This is a genomic window from Actinomadura sp. WMMA1423 (genome assembly GCF_006547145.1).
Lineage (GTDB): Bacteria > Actinomycetota > Actinomycetes > Streptosporangiales > Streptosporangiaceae > Spirillospora.
Map to the genome: position 1 here is coordinate 7,744,070 of NZ_CP041244.1, position 21,400 is coordinate 7,765,469.

General features: G+C 71.9%; 20 protein-coding genes. 9 read left to right on the forward strand and 11 right to left on the reverse strand.

Features of this window, described 5'->3' with window-relative positions:
* Positions 1-47 precede the first annotated feature (47 nt).
* Complete coding sequence (locus FKD65_RS35915) at positions 48-878, forward strand: sulfurtransferase (RefSeq protein WP_240809761.1); 831 nt, start codon at positions 48-50, stop codon at positions 876-878.
* Positions 879-1,005: 127 nt separating this feature from the next.
* Here the strand turns inward: FKD65_RS35915 and FKD65_RS35920 are convergent, their stop codons facing one another.
* Genes FKD65_RS35920 through FKD65_RS35935 form a run of 4 tightly spaced genes read right to left on the reverse strand, consistent with a single transcriptional unit; the run spans position 1,006 to position 5,707 of the window.
* A complete protein-coding gene (locus tag FKD65_RS35920; RefSeq protein WP_240809762.1) occupies positions 1,006-3,519 on the reverse strand; it encodes a CHAT domain-containing protein in 2,514 nt (837 codons plus the stop codon).
* The gene (locus tag FKD65_RS35925) at positions 3,516-3,962 is read right to left on the reverse strand and encodes a hypothetical protein (protein WP_141583235.1); all 447 of its coding nucleotides are present in this window, start codon (positions 3,960-3,962) and stop codon (positions 3,516-3,518) included. The genes FKD65_RS35920 and FKD65_RS35925 overlap by 4 nt, the downstream gene beginning before the upstream one ends.
* The gene (locus FKD65_RS35930; protein WP_141583238.1) at positions 3,959-4,483 is read right to left on the reverse strand and encodes an RNA polymerase sigma factor; all 525 of its coding nucleotides are present in this window, start codon (positions 4,481-4,483) and stop codon (positions 3,959-3,961) included. The genes FKD65_RS35925 and FKD65_RS35930 overlap by 4 nt, the downstream gene beginning before the upstream one ends.
* A 33-nt stretch (positions 4,484-4,516) precedes the next feature.
* Complete coding sequence (locus FKD65_RS35935; protein ID WP_141583240.1) at positions 4,517-5,707, reverse strand: S8 family serine peptidase; 1,191 nt, start codon at positions 5,705-5,707, stop codon at positions 4,517-4,519.
* Positions 5,708-6,036: 329 nt separating this feature from the next.
* Between FKD65_RS35935 and FKD65_RS35940 the strand changes: the two genes are divergently transcribed.
* The 3 genes from FKD65_RS35940 to FKD65_RS35950 all read left to right on the forward strand — a co-directional run bounded on the left by FKD65_RS35940 (position 6,037) and on the right by FKD65_RS35950 (position 8,666).
* Positions 6,037-6,531 carry a DUF3145 domain-containing protein gene (locus FKD65_RS35940; protein ID WP_141583242.1) on the forward strand — a complete coding sequence of 165 codons (495 nt, stop codon included), beginning with the start codon at positions 6,037-6,039 and terminating at the stop codon, positions 6,529-6,531.
* 163 nt (positions 6,532-6,694) lie between these two features.
* Positions 6,695-7,522: an alpha/beta fold hydrolase gene (locus tag FKD65_RS35945; protein ID WP_141583244.1), complete on the forward strand. Its 828-nt coding sequence runs from the start codon at positions 6,695-6,697 to the stop codon at positions 7,520-7,522.
* The gene (locus tag FKD65_RS35950; RefSeq protein WP_141583246.1) at positions 7,506-8,666 is read left to right on the forward strand and encodes a SpoIIE family protein phosphatase; all 1,161 of its coding nucleotides are present in this window, start codon (positions 7,506-7,508) and stop codon (positions 8,664-8,666) included. Before FKD65_RS35945 ends, FKD65_RS35950 begins: the two co-directional genes overlap by 17 nt.
* 81 nt (positions 8,667-8,747) lie before the next feature.
* Here the strand turns inward: FKD65_RS35950 and FKD65_RS35955 are convergent, their stop codons facing one another.
* From FKD65_RS35955 to FKD65_RS35980, 6 genes are all read right to left on the reverse strand, one after another.
* Positions 8,748-10,055, reverse strand: coding sequence for a beta-ketoacyl synthase (locus FKD65_RS35955; protein WP_141583248.1), 1,308 nt, complete (start codon positions 10,053-10,055; stop codon positions 8,748-8,750).
* A 79-nt stretch (positions 10,056-10,134) separates the two neighbouring features.
* Positions 10,135-10,386 carry an acyl carrier protein gene (locus FKD65_RS35960; protein ID WP_141583250.1) on the reverse strand — a complete coding sequence of 84 codons (252 nt, stop codon included), beginning with the start codon at positions 10,384-10,386 and terminating at the stop codon, positions 10,135-10,137.
* A 56-nt stretch (positions 10,387-10,442) separates the two neighbouring features.
* Entirely contained in the window at positions 10,443-11,411 is a 969-nt protein-coding gene (locus tag FKD65_RS35965) for a beta-ketoacyl-ACP synthase III (protein WP_141583252.1), read from the reverse strand.
* On the reverse strand, positions 11,408-12,337 hold the full coding sequence (locus FKD65_RS35970; RefSeq protein ID WP_141583254.1) for an ACP S-malonyltransferase: 930 nt from the start codon (positions 12,335-12,337) through the stop codon (positions 11,408-11,410). Before FKD65_RS35970 ends, FKD65_RS35965 begins: the two co-directional genes overlap by 4 nt.
* 138 nt (positions 12,338-12,475) lie before the next feature.
* On the reverse strand, positions 12,476-13,666 hold the full coding sequence (locus tag FKD65_RS35975; RefSeq protein ID WP_141583256.1) for a CdaR family transcriptional regulator: 1,191 nt from the start codon (positions 13,664-13,666) through the stop codon (positions 12,476-12,478).
* 54 nt (positions 13,667-13,720) lie between these two features.
* A complete protein-coding gene (locus tag FKD65_RS35980) occupies positions 13,721-14,746 on the reverse strand; it encodes an alpha/beta hydrolase (RefSeq protein WP_141583259.1) in 1,026 nt (341 codons plus the stop codon).
* Between the two features lie 345 nt (positions 14,747-15,091).
* Between FKD65_RS35980 and FKD65_RS35985 the strand changes: the two genes are divergently transcribed.
* The 4 genes from FKD65_RS35985 to FKD65_RS36000 all read left to right on the forward strand — a co-directional run bounded on the left by FKD65_RS35985 (position 15,092) and on the right by FKD65_RS36000 (position 18,790).
* Complete coding sequence (locus tag FKD65_RS35985) at positions 15,092-15,475, forward strand: recombinase family protein (RefSeq protein ID WP_141583261.1); 384 nt, start codon at positions 15,092-15,094, stop codon at positions 15,473-15,475.
* Between the two features lie 27 nt (positions 15,476-15,502).
* The gene (locus FKD65_RS35990) at positions 15,503-16,606 is read left to right on the forward strand and encodes a recombinase family protein (RefSeq protein ID WP_168221292.1); all 1,104 of its coding nucleotides are present in this window, start codon (positions 15,503-15,505) and stop codon (positions 16,604-16,606) included.
* Between the two features lie 502 nt (positions 16,607-17,108).
* Complete coding sequence (locus FKD65_RS35995; protein WP_141583266.1) at positions 17,109-17,357, forward strand: hypothetical protein; 249 nt, start codon at positions 17,109-17,111, stop codon at positions 17,355-17,357.
* Entirely contained in the window at positions 17,354-18,790 is a 1,437-nt protein-coding gene (locus FKD65_RS36000; RefSeq protein WP_141583268.1) for a replication initiator, read from the forward strand. The genes FKD65_RS35995 and FKD65_RS36000 overlap by 4 nt, the downstream gene beginning before the upstream one ends.
* A gap of 1,448 nt (positions 18,791-20,238) precedes the next feature.
* On the opposite strand, the gene FKD65_RS36005 is transcribed toward FKD65_RS36000, so the two are convergent.
* On the reverse strand, positions 20,239-20,529 hold the full coding sequence (locus FKD65_RS36005) for a hypothetical protein (protein WP_141587300.1): 291 nt from the start codon (positions 20,527-20,529) through the stop codon (positions 20,239-20,241).
* A gap of 122 nt (positions 20,530-20,651) precedes the next feature.
* Between FKD65_RS36005 and FKD65_RS36010 the strand changes: the two genes are divergently transcribed.
* On the forward strand, positions 20,652-21,398 hold the full coding sequence (locus tag FKD65_RS36010; protein WP_141583270.1) for a helix-turn-helix transcriptional regulator: 747 nt from the start codon (positions 20,652-20,654) through the stop codon (positions 21,396-21,398).
* The last annotated feature ends 2 nt before the right edge of the window (positions 21,399-21,400 follow it).

Sequence of the window (21,400 nt, forward strand, 5' to 3'; positions counted from 1 at the left end):
CGGATTCGCCCCTCCCTAATCGGGGCAACGGCGGCCAAACTGGCGATGTGCACCCTCTCATCGAAGTGCCCGCGCTGGACCGGCTGCTCCGACGACAGGCGAACGTGGTCCTGCTGGACGTCCGATGGCATCTGGCGGGACCGCCGGGGATCGAGTCCTACCGCAGGGGGCACCTGCCCGGCGCCGTGTTCGTCGACCTCGACCGCGACGTGGCCGGGCCGCCGGGTCCCGGCGGCCGCCACCCCCTCCCGGACTCCGCCGCCTTCGAGGCGGCGATGCGCCGCGCGGGAGTCTCGGCCGACAGCCTGGTCGTGGTCTATGACGACGCCGACTCCACGTCGGCGGCCCGGGTCTGGTGGACGCTGCGCTACTTCGGGCACGACCGGGTCCGCGTCCTGGACGGCGGCTACCGCGCCTGGAGCGAGACCGGCCACGCGGTGAGCACCGCCGAGCCCGAGGTCAAACCGGGCGACTTCACCGCCTACCCCGGCCGCCTGCCCGTGCTCGACGCCGAGGGCGCCGGGGAGCTGGCCCGGGCGGGCGTGCTGCTGGACGCCCGCGCCGCCGAGCGCTACCGCGGCGAGCAGGAGCCCGTCGACCCCGTGGCCGGGCACATCCCGGGCGCCCGGAACGCTCCCACCTCAGGAAACGTCGGCGTCGACGGCCGGTTCCTGCCGCCGGAGCTGCTGCGCGAGCGCTTCGCCCAGCTCGGCGCCACCGACGCGCTCGACGTCGGCGCCTACTGCGGCTCGGGCGTCACCGCCGCGCACGAGATCCTCGCCCTGCACCTCGCGGGCATCCCGGCCGCCCTCTACGTGGGGTCCTGGTCGAACTGGGTGACCGACCCCGCCAACCCGATCGCCACCGGCGACGGCTGAACCGCGCCCCGGTGTGATCCGTCGCCCACGGACGACGGATCACACCGGGGCCGCCGGACCACCGGTCAACGGTGCCGATGGGCCGCGGTACGGCGGCGCCCACGGGCTCCGGCTTTCTCTCCATGGGTCAGCCGGAGCCCATGGCGAGGAAGCCGGTCGTGGCCGGGGTCCGGGGGATGGCGGCCAGGGCCCGGGAGGGGGCCAGGCCGTTCGCGAGTGCCGCGTGGAAGGCGGTCATGAAGGCCGGGGTCGCGTCGTCCCGCACGGGCAGGACGCTGGCGATGACGGTGGCGGTGCCGAGGGCGAGGAGGGCGCCGGCCATGCCGAGGACGGCGTCGCCCTCGTCGGCGCGGCCGATGTCGCACGCCGACAGGACGATCAGGTGCGGCGGGTCGGTCAGCTCGTCCAGGTCGTGGACCATGAGCGGGCCGTCCGCGAGGCGCAGGCGGGAGAACAGGGCGTTGCCCTGCTGGAACTCGCCGTGGGCGGCGATGTGGGCGAGCGCGGCCCCTTCCAGCGCGTCGCGGACGGGTTCGGCGCGGGCGTCCGGGCCGTCCAGGACGACGGCGTCCGGGTAGAGGGGCCGGAGGGCGGTGACCTCGCGGTCGGCGTGCAGGAGGTCGGGACCCGACACGAGGACGGCGTGTCCGCCCGAGGGGGCGCGCGTGCGGGCGTGGAGCCAGGCCCCGGCGGAGGGGACGATCGTGAACGGGCGTCCGTCCAGGGACGGGAGCGCCGCCCAGGGCAGGCCGTGCAGCACGCCGGTCGGAGCGATCACCAGTTCGCGGTCGCCCAGGACGGGGCGGAGCGGGCCGAGCAGGAGGCGGTCGAGGCGTTCGGCCGCGCAGGCGGGGGCGGACGGCTCCGGCGGGGCGCCGTCCTCGGCGAGGCGGCGGGCGGCGAACCGGAGCAGGACGGTCTCGCGCAGCGCCTCCTCCTGCGCGCCGAGGCGGTGGCGGCGGGCGCGGCCGCCCGCGACGGTGACGGCGTGCAGCTCGCCGCCGATCGCGATCAGCTCGACCAGGGCGCGGTCGCCGAGCGCGGCGGCGACCGCGCCGGCCGCGGCCGGGCGCCCGGGGGAGGCGCCGGACGGGCGGCGGCGCGTCCGTTCGCGGATCCTGCCCTCCAGCTCGGCCAGGTCGGCCGGGGCGGTCGGGGCTCCGCCGCGCGCGGTGTCGGCCGTGCGGTCGACGCTGAGGGCGCGCAGCGCCGCCAGCGCCGCGGCGCGCTCGGGGTCCCTCGGCGGGCGGACGCGGACCGGCCGTGCGATGGCCCGCCGCCGCTCCTCCACGGCGAGCAGCTCCCGCGCCGACACCGAGAGCCGGAGGCCGAGCTCGGCCAGCTCGGCGGCGAGGCCCGCCGCGCGGGCGCGCAGGTCCAGCGCGTCGAGGACCTCCGCGTGCTCCTCGGTGACCTCCAGCCCGGCGCGCACCGCCGCCACCGCGCCCCGGCGGGCGTCCCGGGAGGAGCGTTCGAGGGCTATCGCGTGCCAGGCGGCGATCCGGGCCGAGGCGGGGCCGCCCGTCCGCCGGATGGAGGCGAGGAGATGGCCCGCCGGGCGGCCCAGCGACAGCGCCACGCGCGCGGCGATGATGCGGGCCTCGTCGGCGGCGTCCGCCCAGCCGGCCCTCTCCAGCCGCTCCGCCGCGGCCGTGGCCGAGCGGAGCAGGACGGCGGAGCGCTCGCCGGACGCCCACCGGGCCTTGAGCAGGACGTGCTCGGCCAACATCGCCCATCCGGTGCGGTTCTGCTGGGCGAACGTCGTGCGGGCCCGCTCGGCCGCCACGGTGGCCTGCTCAGGATTCCCGTCGGCCAGTTCGGCGTGGGCGAGGAGCAGGTAGCCGTCCGCGATGTCGCATCCGTATCCGTTCGTTGTGGCGGCCTCCAGGGCGGCAGTGAGGACGGGACGAGCCTCCCCTGGCAGCCCGGCCATGATGAGGGTCTCCGCTTGGTCGAAACGGCACTGCGCCAGGCGCTCGCCGGTCAGCCCCGGTTCGGCCTCTGCGAAGAGGCGGAGCGCGCGCGGGACGTCCCCACGCCGCGACACCGTGAAGGCCAGGTTCCCCTTCGCCATGGCCGTCTGGTGGCGCAACCCGGCGGCTTCCCCCACGGCGACGGCCTCGGCCAAGGCCTCCTCAGCGCCGTCGTAGTCACCGCGGAACACCCGCGCCAGCCCGATGTTGGTGAGCAGGCCGTTGAGCGCTGCGGGGTCCTGCCCCTCACGCAACCGGGGCAGGGCCCGCACGGCGACGTCGTGCGCCTCCTCCAGCCGCCCGGCCCGCGCGAGGGCGCCCGCGGTGTTCGCGGCCAGGCGGTCGGCGTCGGGCCCGTGCAGGACGGTCGCGGCCCGCCGCGCGTGGGCGAGCGCCTCGGTGATGTCGCCGCGCGCCGTGAGCAGGCCGACGAGGTTCATCCGCACCTGCGCCGCCGCATAGGGGTCGGACCCGGACGCCAGTTCCAGGGCGCGCCGGAGGAACGCGACCCCCTCGTCCAGCCGTCCCAGCTCCTTGGCGGCCAGACCCGCCACGCGCAGCGGAAGGACCCCGCCGCCGTCCTCCAGCAGCGCGAGGGCGCGGGTGAAGGCGGTCGTGGGGTCCTTGGCCGCCATCAGCAGCAGGGCGCGCTCGTCGCGCCCGGTCACAGGCGGATCCAGCTCGTGACGATCGACGTCCCGTCGTCCAGCCGCAGGATCAGGCTCACCAGCCCGGCCGGGACGCGCGGCAGCCAGAACATGCCCGCCGGGTCGGTGCGCGCCGTGATCCCGCCCGGCGGCAGGTCGCGGTGGCGGACCTCGACGAGCGCCGCCGCGGACGGGTCCAGCCGCCCGTGGATCTCCCGGTACCGGCCCTCCGGCGACACCTCGATCTCGACGGTCGCGTCCGGGCAGGTGAACGTCAGGGTCCGGGGCCGGCCGCCGCGCACCCCGGCGGCGTGCCCGTCGCGGTCGTGCGCCAGCTCCGCCAGCCGCGCGGACGGCGCCCGCCACGCGATCGACGCGCGGGCCGCCGCGAGGACGGCCGCCGGCACGGGATCGAGGGTCTCGAACGTCTCGCGTATCCCCGCCACCAGCTCGTCGTCGTTCACGGGACGAGCCTCCGCAGCGACTCCAGGCAGCGCGCCCGCGTGGGGCCGACGCTGCCGACGGGGATCCCGAGGGCGGCGGCCAGCTCGGCGTGGCTCGGGGCGAGTGCGAACAGGCGCAGCAGAGTGCGGCAGCGCGGGGGCAGCCTCTCCAGCGCCGCGCCGACCCGGCCGAGCCGATCACGCGCCGCGACCACCCGGTCGGGGCCGGGCTCGGCCGCGCGCGGCGCCGGGACCGGCGGGAGCGAGCGGCCGCGCCGCCGGGCCAGCCGCAGGCTCTCGTTCCGCGCCGTCGTGGCCAGCCAGCACGCCGCCGCCGCGGGCTCGCGCAGCTCGCCGATCCGCTCCACCAGCCGCAGCCACGTGGTCTGCACCGCGTCGCCCGCGTCGGCGTCGTTCAACCCGTACGAGCGGGCGATCGACCACAGCAGCCCGCTGTGCCGTTCGACCAGCCGGGCCCACGCGTCCCCGTCGCCGTCGCGTGCCCGGACCACCAGCTCGTCCGTATCGTCCCGATGGGCCACCGAAGTCTCCTATCGAGGCCCCCTGCTCCTCCTTCACCCTAGGGCATCGAGCGATGACACAGTGTGGACTTCGGTGCCGAGACCCGGAAGAACCGGGTGCCGCGCGGGATCGAGGACCCGGTCGGCCGCCTCGGCCGCGCCGACGCCCTCCTCCGCCGCGACGGCGGCGATCCGCCCGGCCACGACCGGCGTCGCGAAGGACGTCCCGCTCCATGTCGCATAGCCGTCGAACCGGTCGGGATCGGATCCGTTCGCCGCGGTGCGGGGGCCGTCGAAACGGACGAAGGAACTGGCCACGCCGACGCCCTGCGCGCACGCGTCCACCCACCATCCGTGGTTGGAGAACCAGGCGCGGTCGTCGCCGTCCAGGGCCCCGACCCCGATGACCGGCTTCATGGCGGCGGGCCAGAACGGGCGGTCCGTCGCCGCGTTCCCCGCGCACGCCGCGACGACCGTACGGCGCCCGAGCGCGGCGACCGCCTGGGACAGCACCTGCGAGGGCCGGTCGTCGTAGGTGTGGCAGCCGAGCGAGATGTTGACGACGTCGGCGCGGCCCCAGGCGGCGAGCCACTCCAGCGCCCGGATCACCTCCAGCTCGTCGCCGACCCCGTCGCCGCCGATGACGCGGCGGGCGCGCAGCACGGCCGACGGCGCCTGCGACAGGACGACGCCCGCGACGAACGTCCCGTGACCGGCCTGCGCGTCCAGCATGAAGTCGAGATCGGCGTCGAGGACCTCCGCCACTTCCTCGCGCTGCTCGCGGTACCACTCCTCGCCCTCGTACCAGGGATGCGGCGCCAGACCGGTGTCCAGGACCGCGACCGTCACGTCCCGCCGGACGGGGACGCGCCTCGGCGGGGGCAGGGGAGCGGCCGGGCGGGGCAGGTCGGCGGGCCCGCTCCACCACATGGGCTGGCCGAGGACGAGGTGGTTCGGCGACACGCTCAGCCCGCGGTGCCGCCGGTCCGCGCCGCCGAGCACGGCCGCCAGCTCGCACACGTCGACCTTCGAGGGGGCGCGCAGCCGCAGCCGCGCGACGCCGCCCTCGTCGTGGCGCGAGTCGTACCAGCGCCGGACCAGCGACTCGGCCGCGCCGGCGTCCCGCCCGGCGACCAGGATCTCGTCCCGGCGGACCAGCGCGGGCCGCCCCGGCAGCGGTTCCACCACGACCGCGTCGGGATGCCGGGCCAGCACCCTGTCCAGGCGCGCCTGTTGATCGAACATCGATCCTCGCTCTCCCCGAACCGACCCCTTCGCCCATCGTGCCCGCCTCATGACTCAGCGTGTCCAGTCGAGGGCCGAAGGTGGCCGGACGCGCCCCGGTGAGGAGACTCACCCCCGAGCGCGGGCACGCCGCCGATCCGTCCGCAATAGTGGATCTTGCCGGAAGTGCCGGGTGAACGATGTGCATCGTGTGTTCAAGCGTTCAACAAACTGCTAACACCCGGTGGTGCGAGTCGGGCCGATGATGCACAATGAGGGACGCGGACGCCGACTTGGGACGTACGAGGCCGTAGGGGAAGACGAGCCTCGGTACAGATCCAGGAGGTCCGGTGACCGCACGTGGCGTTTTTTACGTCCACTCCGCGCCACCTGCGCTGAGCCCGCACATCGAGTGGGCCGCCGCAGGTGTTCTCGGGGTGCCCGTTTCCCTTGAGTGGGCAGATCAGCCGGCCGCGCCCGGAACCCTGCGCGCCGAGCTGCATTGGGAGGGCAGGCCCGGTACCGCCGCGGGCATCACCTCCGCGCTGCGCAACTGGAAACTGGTGCGGTTCGAGGCCACCGAGGATCCGACGCCCGGCACCGACGGCGTCCGCTTCAGCTTCACCCCGACCCTCGGGGTGTTCACCGGGGTCATCGGCGCCAACGGCGACATCATGATCCCCGAGGACCGGCTCCGCGCGGTGATGGCGAACGCCGCCGTCGGCAAGACCGCCCTGGAGCAGGAGCTCGACCGGCTGCTCGGCACGCCGTGGGACAACGAGCTGGAGCCCTTCCGCAGGGCCGGCGACGGCGCGCCCGTCCGCTGGCTGCACGCCGCCGTCTGACCCGCCGGGCCGCCTGGGCGGCCCGGCGGACGCCCCGGGCGCCGCCGGTGCGGAGCGTACCCGTCCCGCAACGCGCACGCCCCGCGCGATACACCCGACGGTCGTGGCGCGCTTCGCGATCGCCGGAGGTGTGGGATCCGGATATACCGGGCATGGGCGGAAAATGAGCGTGTTGACCCGCAACAACGTCCGCGACCTGGGGCGACGCTCTGGGCAGCCCATGCTCTTCGCGCACGGGTTCGGCTGCGACCAGACGATGTGGCGGCTCACGGCACCGGCCTTCGAGGCCGACCATCGGGTCGTCCTGTTCGACCACGTCGGGATGGGGCACTCGGATCTGGCGGCCTACTCGGCGGAGCGGTACAGCGCCCTGGACGCCTACGCCGAGGACGTACTGGACATCATCCATGAACTCGACCTGAATGACGTGGTCTTCGTGGGGCACTCCGTCAGCACGATGATCGGTGTGCTGGCGGCGAACCTGGAACCGCACCGTTTCGCCGGGCTCGTGCTGGTCGGCCCCTCTCCCCGCTACATCGACGACGCGGGTTACGTCGGCGGGTTCAGCGAAGCCGACATCACCGAGCTCCTGGAGTCGCTGGAGAGCAACTATCTCGGCTGGTCCAGCCGGATGGCGCCGCTGATCATGGGCAATCCGGACCGGCCCGAGCTCGGGCGGGAGCTCACCAACTCCTTCTGCCAGACCGACCCCGACATCGCGCGGCAGTTCGCTCGCCTGACCTTCCTGTCCGACAACCGCGCCGACCTGCCGAAGGTGAGGGTGCCCGCACTGCTCCTGCAGTGCTCTGAGGACATCATCGCTCCGGAGGCGGTGGGGGAGTACGTGCAGCGTGCCATCCCCGGGAGCGAGCTGGTGAGGCTGCGGGCGACCGGGCACTGCCCCAATCTGAGCGCGCCCGAGGAGACGGTCGCGGCGATGAAGGATTTTCTCGCGAAGGTCCCGGGTGGCCGCGGTGTCCTCCACCGTTGACGATTCCGCTCGCTTCCGCAGCCTTTATGAGCATGCTCCGTGCGGCTACCTGTCACTCCGGCCCACCGGCGCCATCACCAGGGTCAACCGGACGTTCCTCGACTGGACGGGTTACAGCGCCGATGAGCTGCTGGACGGCAGGCGCTTCCAGGACCTGCTCCCCATCGGTGACCGCATCTACTACGAGACGCACTTCGCGCCGCTGCTGACCATGCAGGGCGAGATCCGCGAGATCGCGGTCGACGTGAGGTCCGCGGACGGTAGAAAGCGGCCCGTACTGGTCAATATGACTCTGCGTCCGGAGGAGCCGGGCGGGTCCGCCGCCGTCCTGGTGTGCGTCTTCCCCGCCCCTGACCGCAGGGAGTACGAGCGCGAACTGCTCCATGCCCGCCGGCGCGCGCGCGAGTCGGAGGGGCGCGCCCGGCGGCTCGCCGAGACCCTGCAGAGCAGCTTCATCCCGCCCGCGCTGCCGCCCGTGCCCGGCCTGGAGGTGGGCGACGCCTACCGCCCCGCCGGGGCCGGCGACGAGGTTGGAGGAGACTTCTACGACCTGTTCGAGGTCTCCCCCGACCGCTGGGGCCTGGTGCTGGGGGACGTGTGCGGCAAGGGGGTCGAGGCCGCGGTGGTGACGAGCCTGGCGCGGTACACGGTGCGGGCGGTCGCTACGGAGGCCGAGTCGCCCGCCGACGTCCTGCGGAGGCTGAACTCGTCCCTGCTGGACCACGGCACGGAAAGGTTCTGCACCGCCCTCTACGCCGGGATCGAGCGGGGTCCGGACGGGGGTCCGTTCCTGACCGTCGCGCTCGGCGGGCATCCCGCGCCGCTTCTGGCCACCCCCGACGGCAAGGTGCGGCCCATCGGCCGTCCCGGCGACCTGCTCGGCGTGTTCGACGAGGTGGACGTGTCTGACGCATCAGTGGAACTGCGGTCCGGCGACGCCGTCCTCTTCTTCACCGACGGCGTCACCGAGGCGCGCCGCGACCAGGAGGAGCTCCTGGGCGAGGAGCGGCTCGCCGACCTGCTGTCCGGCGTGCGGACCCTGCGCGCCGCCGAGATCACCGGGCGCATCGTCAACGCCGTCCTCGACTTCCAGCAGTGCGTGCCCCGCGACGACACCGCGCTGGTCGCCCTCAAGGTCCCATGACGGACGGCTGCCGAACGGACCGGGACGGACGTGCGAACGGCCCGGCGGGTGTGCACCCGCCGGGCCGTTCCACGAGGTGGGTCAGAGAGCGCGCTGGAAGGCGACCGACACGTTGTGGCCGCCGAACCCGAACGAGTTGTTGAGCGCCGCCGCCGGACCGCCCGGGAGCTTGCGCGGCTCGTCGCGCGCGATGTCGAGGTCGACCTCGTCGTCGATGTCCTCCAGGTTCGCCACGGCGGGGACGAGCCCCTCCTTGAGCGCCAGCACCGTGAAGATCGACTCGAGCGCGCCGGCGCCGCCGAGCAGGTGCCCGGTCATCGACTTGGTCGCGGTGATGACGACCTGGCGGGCGGCCTCCTCGCCGAGCCCCGCCTTGATGGAGGCGAGCTCCGCGACGTCGCCGGCGGGGGTGGAGGTCGCGTGCGCGTTGATGTGCACGAGGTCGGTGGGCTCCAGGCCCGCGTCCTTGAGGGCCCGCTGCATCGCCTTGGCCTGCCCGGAGCCGGACGGGTCGGGCAGCACGATGTCGTAGGCGTCGCCGGAGTAGCCGCAGCCGGCCGCGAAGCCGTGGATGTTCGCGCCGCGGGCGCGGGCGTGCTCCTCGGACTCCAGGATCATCACTGCGGCGCCCTCGCCGAGCACGAACCCGTCGCGGTTCTTGTCGTAGGGCCGGGACGCGCGCTCCGGCTCCTCGTTGCGGGTCGACATCGCGCGCATCGCCCCGAACGAGGCCATCTGCAGCGGGTGGATGCACGACTCGGTGCCGCCGCAGATCACCACGTCGGCGCGGCCCGCGCGGATCATGTCGATGGCGTAGCCGACGGCCTCGCCGCTGGACGCGCAGGCGCTGACCAGGGCGTGCGAGCCGGCCATCGCGCCGAACTCGATGCCGACGTGCCCGGAGGCGCCGTTCGGCATCAGCATCGGGACGGTGAAGGGCGAGACCCGCGACCAGCCCTTCTCCCGGAAGACGTCATAGCTGTTCAGGGCCGTGTGCAGGCCGCCGATGCCGCTGGACAGCACCACGCCGAGGCGCTCGCCGTCCACGGTGAAGCCGCCGTCGACGCCGGGGCGGTCCATGCCCTTCTGCGGCTTGCCGCCGGTCGGCGCGGCGAACCCGGCGCTCGTCCAGGCCTCGCGCGCGGCGATCAGGGCGATCGCCTGGTTGCGGTCGAGCCGGCGCAGGTTCTGCTTCGGCATCACCTCGGACGGGTCGACCTTCAGCGTCGCGGCGAACCGGACCGGCAGGTCCTCGACGCCCTCCCAGTCCAGCTTGCGGATACCGGACTCGCCGGCGAGCAGGGCGGACCAGGTCGACGGCATGTCGCCGCCGAGTGGGGTCGTTGCACCGAGACCGGTCACGACGACCCTGGTCTGGCTCTTGCTCATAGTGGGTGCTCCTTGCGGACTGTGAGGGGAGGAGGGCAGGGCGCGCCGCCTCCAGGGTGGCGGCGCGCCCTCCCGCGGCTCAGCTCTGCAGGTTCTGGACGAAGTTGATGACGTCCTTGACCGTCTTCAGGTTGCGCAGCTCGTCGTCGGGGATCTCGACGCCGAACTTGTCCTGGGCGGCCACCGCGATCTCGACCATCGACAGCGAGTCGATGTCGAGGTCGTCGATGAAGTTCTTCTCCGGGGTGACCTCGGACTTGTCGATGCCGACGATCTCATCGATGATCTCGGCGAGGCCGTCCAGGATCTGCTGTTCGGTGGCGACTGCCATGGTTCCGCTTTCTCCTTCGGTGGGTTGGTCCAGAGCCTGCGAGCAGGCGTGACGGCCTACGGGATCTGGATGACTTGGGCAGCGTAGGACAGTCCGGCGCCGAACCCGACCAGCAGGGCCGGGGCACCGGACGGCACGTCGCCGCGTTCGATCATTCGGGACAGGGCGAGCGGGATCGAGGCGCCCGAGGTGTTGCCGGACTGCACGATGTCGTCGGCCACGATGGCGTTGGACGCCTTCACCTTGCGGGCGATGGCCTCGATGATCCGCAGGTTGGCCTGGTGCGGGACGACGGCGGCGAGCTCCTCCGGCCGCACCCCGGCCCGCTCGCACGCCTGGAGGGCGACGGGCGCGATGGCGCTGGTGGCCCAGCGGAACACCGCCTGGCCCTCCTGCCGGATGAACGAGTTGCGGTCGTCAATGATGATCTTGTCGTACTTGTCGCCGGCGCTGCCCCACACCACCGGGCCGATGCCGGGGGTCTCGCTGGCCGTGACGACCGCCGCGCCCGCCCCGTCGGCGAAGATGATGCAGGTGGAGCGGTCGGTCCAGTCGACCCACTGGGACATCTTCTCCGAACCGATCACCAGCACGTTGCGGGCGCTGCCGGCCCGGACGGCGGCGCTGGCGGTGCCGAGCGCGTAGCAGAAGCCCGCGCACGCGGCGTTGAGGTCGAAGGCGCCGGGCGCCTCGATGCCGAGGCGGTGCGCGACCTGGGCGGCGTGGCCCGGCATCGGCGTCTCCGCCGAGCAGGTCGCGAGGATCACGAGGTCGATGTCGGAGGGGGCGAGGCCGCTGTTCGCGAGGGCCTTGCCCGCCGCGTGCACGCCGAGCTCGACGATGCCCTCGTCGTCTCCGGCGATGCGCCGCTCGGCGATGCCGACGCGGCTGCGGATCCACTCGTCGTTGGTGTCGACCGTCTCGGCCAGCTCGTCGTTGGTGACGATGCGGGCGGGGCGGTAGTCGCCGAACGCCAGGATGCGGGCGCCGGGCGCCGCGTCGGGGATGGTGATCGCGGAGGTCATGACGCGTCCGCCTTTATCAGCTCGCGGGCCTTGTCCAGGTCCGCCGGGGATTTGAGGGCGACCAGCTCGACGCCCTTCAGCTCGCGCCGGGCGAGCCCGGTGAGCGTGCCGGCGGGCGGCAGCTCGATGATCCCGGTGACGCCGAGCTCGCGCATGGTCGCCATGCACGAGTCCCAGCGGACGGGGGCGCTGACCTGGTCGACGAGCCGGGCGACGAACTCGCGCCCGTCCTCGACGACGGCGCCGTCGCGGTTCTGGAGCAGCTTGACCCGCGGATCGTCGACGGGGACGCCGGGTGCGAGCCGCCGGAGCGCGCCGACGGCGGGCTCCATGTGCTCGGTGTGGAACGCGCCCGCGACCGACAGCGACCGGAGCCGCGCCTTGGCGGGCGGCTCCTCGGCGAACCCGGCGAGCCGCTCGGTCGTCCCGGCGGCGACTACCTGGCCGGCGCCGTTGACGTTGGCGGGGGTGAGCCCGTGCTTCTCGATCGCGGCGAGGACCTCCTCGGATTCGCCGCCGAGCACGGCCGTCATGCCGGTCTCGGTGACGGCGGCGGCCTCGGCCATCGCCCGGCCCCGCTCCCGGACGAGGACCAGCGCGGCCTCGGGGGTCAGCACCCCGGCGATCGCGGCGGCGGCCAGTTCGCCCACGCTGTGCCCGGCGACGGCGTCCGGCCCGGACCTGCCGGCCGGGGCGTCCTCGTAGAGCACCTCGCAGGCGGCCATCGCGGCGGCGACGAGCAGCGGCTGCGCGACGGCGGTGTCACGGATCTCCTCGGCGTCCGCGACCGTCCCGTAGCGGACCAGGTCGAGCCCCGTGACCGCCGACCACCAGGCGAGCCGGTCGGCGACTCCGGGTATCTCTAGCCATGGCTGCAGGAAGCCGGGGGTTTGGGCGCCCTGGCCGGGCGATGCGAGGAGTATCACAGCGTCCAGCCTGCCGTCATGTGGTCGCGCCCACGATGCCGATCACGACGAACTTTGGGATCGGCGCTTTGTACGACCCCTACAAGGAACCCTGGTGGGGGCCTGTAACTCCCGGCCAAGGCGCCGGTGCGACCCTGGTCACTGCCCGGGGCCCCTCGGGGCTCGGGAGTGGAACCTGCCGAGGACGAGCGCGATGCGGAGGGTGAAGGCGTTGCGGCCGTCGGTGGGAGCGAGGCCGGTCAGTTCGCTGACGCGCCGCAGCCGGTAGCGGACGGTGTTGGGGTGGACGAACAGCAGCCGTGCGGTGGCCTCCAGGGAGGAGCCCTGCTCGAGGTAGGTGGTGAGCGTGTCGAGCAGCGGGGCCCCGGCGGCGAGCATCGGGTTGTAGACGCTCTCCACCAGGTAGCGGCGGGCCTCGTCGTCGCCGTCGAGGGCGCGCTCGGGCAGCAGCTCGGACGCGAGGACGGGGCGGGGCGCGTCCGGCCACCCGGCGGCGGCGCGGAGCCCGGCGACCGCGGCGCGGGCGGAGGCCGTGGACTCGTAGAGGTCGGCGACCTGCGGGCCGACGACGACCGGGCCCGGCCCGCACTTGGCGGCGATCGGGCGGGCGGCGTCCATGGGGTCGGTGTCGCCGCCGACGATGACGACGACGCGGTGCCCCTGGACGCCGGCGAGCACGTCGGCGCGGGCGCGGCGCGCGGCCAGCTGCATCTGGTCGATGGTGACCTCGGGCTCCTCGTCCTCCGGGGTGAATCCCGCGATGACGGTGACGGGCTTGGACGTCCAGCCGAGGGCGGCGGCCCAGGAGTGCATGCCGTCGTCGACCTCGTCGCGCAGCACCGCGTTGACGACGAGGGCCTCCAGGCGGGCGTCCCAGGCGGCGCGGGTCTCGGCGGCGCGGGCGTAGACCTGGGCGGCGCCGAACGCCACGTCGCGCGTGTAGCGTAGGATGGCCTCGCGCAGCTGGGCCTCGCCGCCGGGCGCGGCCAGCTCGGCCAGCCGGGTCTCCACCACGTCGATGATGACGCGGATCATGTCGATGGTGTGCTGGAGCTTGATGGAGCGCAGCAGCTCGCGCGGCGCGGTGCCGAACACCTCCCCGGCGATGGCCGGGCGGCTCCGCTCGTTGCTCTTGAACCACTCCACGAACGCGGCGATTCCGGCCTGCGCGACGAGCCCGATCCAGGAGCGCTGGTCGGCCGGCATGCGCCGGAACCAGGGGAGCTGCTCCTCCATGCTGCTCAGCGCCGCGGTGCCGAAGGTCCCCATCGCCTTCTCCAGGCGCTGGGTGGTCTGCTCGCGGATCTCGGCCTCGTTCGCGGTGTTCACCACCCCAGAGTGCCACCACACCTGCGGTGTCTTAGCCGGAAGTGAGCAAACGCGTCAGCCGCGGGTCACCTCGGAGGCGTGTCCGAGCGCGATGCCCGTGAGGTTGCGCAGCGGCGCCGAGCCGGGGGCGAGGTAGTCGCTGTGGCCGCCGTGCCCGGCGTCGAAGACCCGCGCGCCGAACCCGCGCGAGACCGGGTCGGGGCCGAGCCCGAGCCCGAAGATCCGCACGTGCGGGACGTCCTCCATCCAGTCGGTCGCGCCCCGCCCGGCCCAGATGCGGGCCGTCCCGCCGAACCTGGACGCCGACCAGGCGGTCGTTCCGGGGCTGCCGTAGAGGGCGATGTCGGTGACCTGCTTCCAGGCGGCGCTGTTGGAGCCGTCCAATGCGGCCCGACCGCAGACCACGGAACCGTAGCTGTGGCAGAGCAGGCTCACGCTCGCGCCGGGGTTGACCTGGTGGACGCCCTTCATGAACTTGCGGAGCTGGACGGCTCCCTGGGCGGCCCGGTCGCTGGTGAGGACGTCGCCGCTCAGGGTCTTGGGGGCCGCGTAGCCGAGCCAGGCGACGACCGCCAGCCCGGGCTTCGGGGACTGCGCGCGGGCCTGCGCGTAGACGGCGCGGGCGCCTCCGCCGGGCGTTGACCACGGCTTGCCGCCCCGCTTGTCGAACGAGGCGAGCGTGGTGTCGGCGCCCGGGACGAGCACCGCGATGCGCTGCGCCCGGGTGAGGTCGCCGACCACCTCGATGGCTTGGCCCCGGCCGCGCGGGTCGAAGTAAAGGAAGTGGCGTCCGGGCTGGAGGAACCCTCCGAGCGCCTTCTGCCGGGGGGCGTCGCCGACCTTCTGCGCCGTCTTGAGGGCCTTCTCGATGGAGCCGCGCTCGGCCGCGTACGTGACGTCCAGCGTGGAGGGGGCCATCTTGGGGACCGCGACGGGCGGCGCATAGGGGTCGGCGTGGCCCGTGCCCGCGGTCGTCAGCAGCACCACTCCGATGGACGCGGCGGCGGCCGTGGCCCGCCGGATCCGGCGGGCGTGTCGTCGCCCAGGGCGCGGCGAGGTCGTCGTGAGGTGCGGCGGCATCGTCGCCTTTCTACCATCGAAGATCGTTCAGCGTGGGTTCGGCTCACCCCCTGGCGGGTCGGGAGACGCCTCTGGAGATGTACGGCCCGGGGGCCGGGTTGGTTCCCGGGGCGGTACCGCCCGCGCGGACGCGGCCTCCGGCGGCCGGCGGCCGCCGCCTGCGCGGCGGCGAGCGCGCCACCGAAGGCGACGAGCCACGCGAGGCGCCAGAGGACCCATTCCGGCTGGTCGGGCACGAAGTGCAGTCCATTCAGCCTACCGAACGCGAGCAGCGCCGCCACGGCCACGAAGATCATCGCGGACTGGTGCCAGAAGATCCATTTAGGCTACTTCTAGGAGGCTCCAGTGACGGCTACCGACAGTGACCTGATTCCCGTCGTCGACTACGCCCGTGCCAGTGTCGACAAGGCGAAGGACGCCCACACGGTCGCGGACCAGCAGGCCATCAACGAGAAGACCGCCGCCCTTCTCGGCTGCCGGATCGTCGCCAGGTTCTCGGACAACGACAAGTCGGCTTCCAAGGAAGGGGTACGCCGCCACGACTTCGAGGCCATGCTCCGAGTCTTGCGTAAGGGCAAGCTGGCGGATGGGACCCCGGTCATGGGGTGCGTCGTCGTGGCCGACGACCGTCTTGTCCGCCGCGCCGGAGACTACGAGCGCTTCGTGGACGCGATCACGTACGACGACGGCCGGGTGTTCGCCGACAAGCGAGGCTTCAAGGACCTCTAGAGCGAAGACGTCGAGAGCATGGGCCTCATGGGTGCCGTGTTCTCCCGCATGGAGGTCAAGAAGATCCGTCGCCGGGTCAGGACGTGGCACCGGGGACGGGCTGAGAGAGGAGCAGCCCCCCGAGGGCACCGGGCGTTCGGCTGGACAGATGACGGCATCATCGCCGACGGCCGCGAGAAGGCTCTGATCATCAAGGCGGTTGAGGACCTACTCGCGGGCAAGTCCCAGGGAACCGTCCTGCGTGAATGGCTGGAGAAGGGGGTCAAGACCCCGCAGGGCAACGACTGGTCCCGTGCGAGTCTCCGGAAGATGCTCATGAACCCCCGCCTGTGCGGTTGGCGGATGATCAAGGGTGAGATCATCGAGGTGGACGGCAAGCCTGTGGTCGGCGAGTGGGAGCCGATCATCACGCCGGAGCAGTCGCAGGCCATCCGTGCCCTCTATGAGGCCCGTCTGGGCAAGGCGGTCACCAGCGCTGGCGTGGTGGGCACTCTGGCTCGTGACCACAGGGAGCACAAGCACCTGCTCTCGGGCATTCTCCGATGCGGACGCATCCTCCCCGACGGCACCATGTGCGGTGCCAGGCTGCGGGTCGTCAACAACCGTAAGCAGGGCACCTACCGCTACTACTGCAAGGACAAGACCCAGGGAGGATGCGGCCGGTTGTCGCGCCGGGGCGAGAAGCTGGACGAATTCATCTCGGAAGCGGTCCTAGCGAAGCTGGAGGAACGGTCCGTTCGTCGGCGCAAGAAGGTCCAGCCGTGGCCAGGGCAGCAGGAGTTGGAGCAGTGGGAAGAGGCCATGCAGGAACTACGCGACCGCTTCCGCAAGCGCCGGATCAGCAACAGCTTCTACTTCGACGAGGTAGAGAGGCTTGAGACCGACATCAACCGACTTCGCACCGAACGTCAGCGGTACCTGCTGACAGCAGAGCAAGCCGCCACAGATCTGAGCGACATTCGGCGCCGCTGGTACTCCGAGACCGACGAAGACCGTCTGGACCTGGCGCAGAAGCGCACCTACATCCGTGAGTGCTTCAGCGCGGTCATCGTGCACCCCGCAGGCAAGGGGCACGGTAGTCGGGGGACGTTCGACCCCGACTTGATCGAGCCCGTATGGCGCGAGGGCTGAGCGCGGCAAGGCAAGAACGCCCCGGGAGCTGGACTCTCGGGGCATTTGTGTGATCTGTGCCACTTTAGAGCGCTAGGCAGCCGTACGTCAGCAGTCACCACCGGACACCAGCGGACGCCAGCGGTCACTCCCGGACAACCCCACACAGTCCGGAACGCCCGCAGGCCCGGGTTTGTGGAGGTTTGGTCGGCGCCTGGACGTGGCAATCTTGATCACGGAGTCGCGCGAGCGTCTTCGTGGCAGGCGAGTGGCACGCCGGGTCGGCACCGGCACCGAGACCTCGTGAGGGGACCTCAGACAAACAGGCAGCCGTACAACACAACATCACTTACGCACGGGCAGTTGCCGCCGGGGTGGGCTCCCGGCACCGGAGATAGGCGCCAGGCGGAAGGCGTTCCGCTGAACAAGCCTCACACACAGATCGCCCTTACCAACTTCTCTCAGATACGCCACTCGCTGAAGCATCTGACCACCGGGTTGGCGTCAGCATGCCTTCTATCAGGTGCCCAAGGTCGCGGAGCACACCGCGCACTCCTTCCACCGAGAGAAGGAGCGACCAGGGTTGGAACCCAGTCCGGAAGCCATCGCATGGGGCAAGCGCCAGGCCGAGCGTTCCCCGCGCTGGACAGACGCCAAATGGCGTCAGGTCGGGACGATCTTCGGGGTTGCGCTGTCCCCCGAGAGTGTCCCCGCCGAGCAGGACCAGGCCGCCATCGGCCAGGACAACGAGACCATGCGGGAAGCTGCATGAGCGGCCCGCAGATGCCCGACCTACCGCCCGAGCTGGCGGCCGCCGTCCAGCGCGCAGCCATGCCCGACTTCGACCGCTGGCACCAGATGATCCGCTCCACCGGAGGGTGCGAGCAGCCCGTACGCCTGCGCGGTGAGCGGATCACGCTGGACGGCGAGACCGGCGAGTTGATCGAGTCCTACTCCACTGACGACGAGCCGACCGGGTTCCTGATCATCGCGTGCGGGAACCGCCGCGCGTCCAGGTGCGCCGCGTGCGCCGAGGTGTACCGGGACGACACCTACCACCTGATCATCTCCGGACTGACCGGAGGCAAGGGCGTCCCCGAGGAGGTCAGCGGACACCCGCGCGTGTTCCTCACCCTCACCGCCCCCTCGTTCGGCGCCGTGCACGCCCACCGGGCCAAGGCCGGAAAGACCCAGCCTTGCCGACCCCGACGAGACGACCCCGTGTGTGCGCACGGCCGCCCCGAGGGGTGCCGGGCGCGGCACCAGGCCGACGACCCGCAGGTAGGGCAACCGATCTGCGTCGACTGCTACGACTACCCCGCCGCCGTGCTGTGGAACGCCCACGCCCCCGAGCTGTGGCGCCGCCTCACCCTCACCGTCCCCAGGCTGATCACGGCCGAGCTGGGCATCACCCACAAGGCCCTACGCGAGCAGGCCCGCCTGTCGTATGCCCGCGTGATCGAGTACCAGCGGCGCGGCCTGATCCACTTCCACGCCGTGGTGCGCCTGGACGGACCCGACGGCCCCGACCAGCCCCCGCCCCCATGGGCCACCACCGAACTCCTAGAACGCACCCTGCGCACCGCCGCCGCACAGGTCGAGGTACCGGCCCCACACCCGGACGAGGCGAGTCCGCCGCTCGTCCTGCGGTGGGGCCGCCAACTCGACACCCAGGCCATCCAGGTAGCCGCCGAGCTGGACGGCATCGCCGACAAGCACGTAGCCCGCTACATCGCCAAGTACGCCACCAAGGGCGCCGAGGACTCCGGCACCGTAGACCGGCCCATCCGCTACGTCACCCAGATCAGTTCGCTGAAGGTGTCCGAGCACGCGCGCCGCATGATCTGGACGTGCTTCACGCTGGCCGACATGCCCGAGTACCACGACCTACGGCTACGCAACTGGGCTCACATGCTCGGGTACGGCGGGCACTTCTCTTCCACGTCCCGCCGCTACTCGGTCACCCTCACCGAACTACGCCAGGCCCGAACCGACCACGCCACCCAGGCAGCCCGCCAAGCCGAAGGCCAACCCGAGCCCGACCCCAACCGCACCACCGTGACCACCGGGCAATGGAAGTACCTCGGAATCGGCCTCATGCACGGCGAACACTTCTGGGCCGAACAAGCCCGCAACCGCATCCAGCAAGCCCGAGCCATCCGCCGAGGGCTCACCGAGCGTGACGAGGAGCGCAAGGCGAGCTAGCTCAGACCATCCGACGTCGAGGAGTTTCATTACAAGGTCAAGGCGCCCGCTGCGCGGTCGCATGCACGAGGGGGCTGGGTGTGGCCCTTCACCCCTGACTCTGCTGCATCCAGTACACATAAATCAATCTGGCCATCTAAAGACCGGAGATGTCTTGCGTCTCACGGGTAGCCTTGATCGTTTTGATGATCTTCTTTCTATCCGCGTAGAGCGCTGCTGTTTGCTTGTCGGTGTGACGACAAGTGCTTACCATCTTGATGGAGCCCTAAGGTCACCGACATGGTGTGGGTGGCAAGGGCTAGGGGTGGTCATGAAGAACCTCATCGAAGCGTTCGCTTCGTTCGGACTCCTCTTCCTGCTCGTCTCGGCCGTTGCGGGAGGTGGCGAAAAGGACGGCACCTATCGGTGGGTCGCCGAACCTGGGTGCTACAAATGCGGAGGCAGCGGAATCGTCAAGGTCTACACCTCTACCCACACCTCCGAGTACAAGTGCACTTGCCGAAAGAAGTATCCGATTAGTCTTCCCCCTGCTGAAAGTGGGCTCGCTAGCAAGTACACGCAACACGAGTCGTATGGGGGGCAGTCCCAGGGGGTTCAGCCCTACGAGTCGTATGGGGGGCAGTCCCAGGGGGTTCAGCCCTACGACTCGTATGGGGGGCAGTCCCAAGGGGCTCAGCCCTGGGACTCGAACGGCGGCGGCTTCCGTTAATAGGTCCGCCTAGCGCCGCTGGCCGGTTCCGTACTTGCTCGGGGGCCCCTTGCGGGGGCCGCCGTCGGGCCATTGCGGGCAGGCCAAGAGCCAGCCCGTTCGCCGGTTAGGCTAGCGGCCCCCGCCCCCGCGCAAGTCCGGAACCGTCCAGCTTTAATCTGCGGCGGTCCGATGCTCAGGGGCGATCTCGTCAGGGGTGGCGCGGGGCCGGGTGCGGGGTTGGGCCCGTCCACCGCAGGGCGGGACCGTGGACGGCCGCCGCGCCTTGCGCGTGCGGCCTTGGGGGCCGTTCGCGGCGCGGCCCCGACCACCGCCCCGCCCCACCGTGGACGGCCCGCCCGTGCCGCACCGCGCAAGCCGAGGCAGGCCCCGCGCGAAGGCTCGCCGCATGAAGTGCCGGGCAGCGGCTTCCAGGCCGGGCGACGCTTGAGGCGGAATTGCCGCAACGGCGCCGGCTGACTCCCTCCGGTCGCCCCTGCGGGGTGGCCTGCGGCCATCGACCGGCCCCGACCCTGTCAGCGCGCGAGGGAAGCCGCGGCCCTCACGTCGTCACCGGCCGGACGGACGAGCCGAGAACTTGCGTTGGGGCCATGGCCAGGTCGACGGATTCTCGATCGCTTCCCGCAGTTCACGAGGGTTGGCCGCTTCCACCAGCCGTGGACCGTCCGACGAGGGGACCATGGCCCACCATGCCCCCGTGGCCCGCCCGTACCAGGCGACCACTCCGGCCGACGAGTGCCTACCCATCGACTTGTGCGGCGAGCTTGCCCTTGACCGCCACCACCACATCGGCCAGGTGCGCGTCGTCGGCCGGAGCGATCGCACCCCCGCCACCGAAGACGAACCACAACTCACCACCGCATACCGCCCGCTGATCACAGCGCACCGCCACCGGTTCCCCGAAGGCGGCCGGGACCGCCAGCAGAGGGAGAGACTCGGCCACCTCCACCGCGTACCCGTGCGACTTCAGCGCCTGCGCCAGCGCCCAGACCCGCAAACGCCGCGCCTCCGTTACCTCCGAAGTCCCCATTGCCACGGCGAACCTCCTTCCATCGGCTGTCAATGCACGTCAAGGCTTCGGTAGGACGCGGGGACGCCGGAACTTCGCAGAAGGGCACCCTGGGGACGTCTTGGTGACATATAAACGTCCCTATGGCCGTCAACGAGCGACTACGCACCGCGCTGGCACGCGCCGGACTGAACTACGCCCAGTTCGCCGAAGCCATAGGAGTGGACCCCAAGACCGCCGAGCGCTGGGTCAGCACCGGCAGAACCCCCCACCGGACAACCGCCTACAAGGCCGCCCGCGCGCTCCGCGAAGACATGGCGTACCTATGGCCGTCCTTAGAGCAGGGACGGCGAAGGCGGGGGCTCCATCCCGAGTTGATCGCCCTCCATGACACCCGTGCAGACGCTCCGTTCGACCTCTGGCGGTCCCTTTTCGCCAAGGCACACGAACGGATCGAGATCCTCGTCTACGCGGGTGTCTTCCTCCACGAGCAGTGGCCCGACCTCAACGACCTTTTTCGGGAGAAGGCCGCCGCCGGGTGCCGCGTGCGCATCCTCCTGGGGGACGCCGAAGCGCCAGCTGTCAGCGAGCGGGGCGAGGAGGAGACCTACGGGCACGGCATCGAGTCCCGGTGCCGCGTGGCGCTTCTGCACTACGCCCCGCTGATCGGCACGCCGGGCGTCGAGGTGCACCAGCACGGGACCACGCTCTACAACTCGATCTATCGCGGTGACGATCAGATGCTCGTCAACGCGCACCTGTTCGGGATGAGTGCCTACGGCACGCCCGTCTGGCACCTGCGCCGAGAGTCGGAGGGAGGCGTGTTCGACCGCTACGCCGAGAGCTTTGAAGCGGTATGGGCACTCTCCCGCCAGGCCGTCAAGGAGTGAAC

Coding starts and splice junctions, on each gene's coding strand:
- FKD65_RS35935 (WP_141583240.1), bottom strand. CDS start 5,707: ATGTTCGATCAACAGGCGCGCCTGGACAGGGTGCTGGCCCGGCATCCC.
- FKD65_RS35945 (WP_141583244.1), top strand. CDS start 6,695: ATGAGCGTGTTGACCCGCAACAACGTCCGCGACCTGGGGCGACGCTCT.
- FKD65_RS35955 (WP_141583248.1), bottom strand. CDS start 10,055: ATGAGCAAGAGCCAGACCAGGGTCGTCGTGACCGGTCTCGGTGCAACG.
- FKD65_RS35960 (WP_141583250.1), bottom strand. CDS start 10,386: ATGGCAGTCGCCACCGAACAGCAGATCCTGGACGGCCTCGCCGAGATC.
- FKD65_RS35965 (WP_141583252.1), bottom strand. CDS start 11,411: ATGACCTCCGCGATCACCATCCCCGACGCGGCGCCCGGCGCCCGCATC.
- FKD65_RS35980 (WP_141583259.1), bottom strand. CDS start 14,746: ATGCCGCCGCACCTCACGACGACCTCGCCGCGCCCTGGGCGACGACAC.
- FKD65_RS35990 (WP_168221292.1), top strand. CDS start 15,503: ATGGGTGCCGTGTTCTCCCGCATGGAGGTCAAGAAGATCCGTCGCCGG.
- FKD65_RS36000 (WP_141583268.1), top strand. CDS start 17,354: ATGAGCGGCCCGCAGATGCCCGACCTACCGCCCGAGCTGGCGGCCGCC.
- FKD65_RS36005 (WP_141587300.1), bottom strand. CDS start 20,529: ATGGGGACTTCGGAGGTAACGGAGGCGCGGCGTTTGCGGGTCTGGGCG.
- FKD65_RS36010 (WP_141583270.1), top strand. CDS start 20,652: ATGGCCGTCAACGAGCGACTACGCACCGCGCTGGCACGCGCCGGACTG.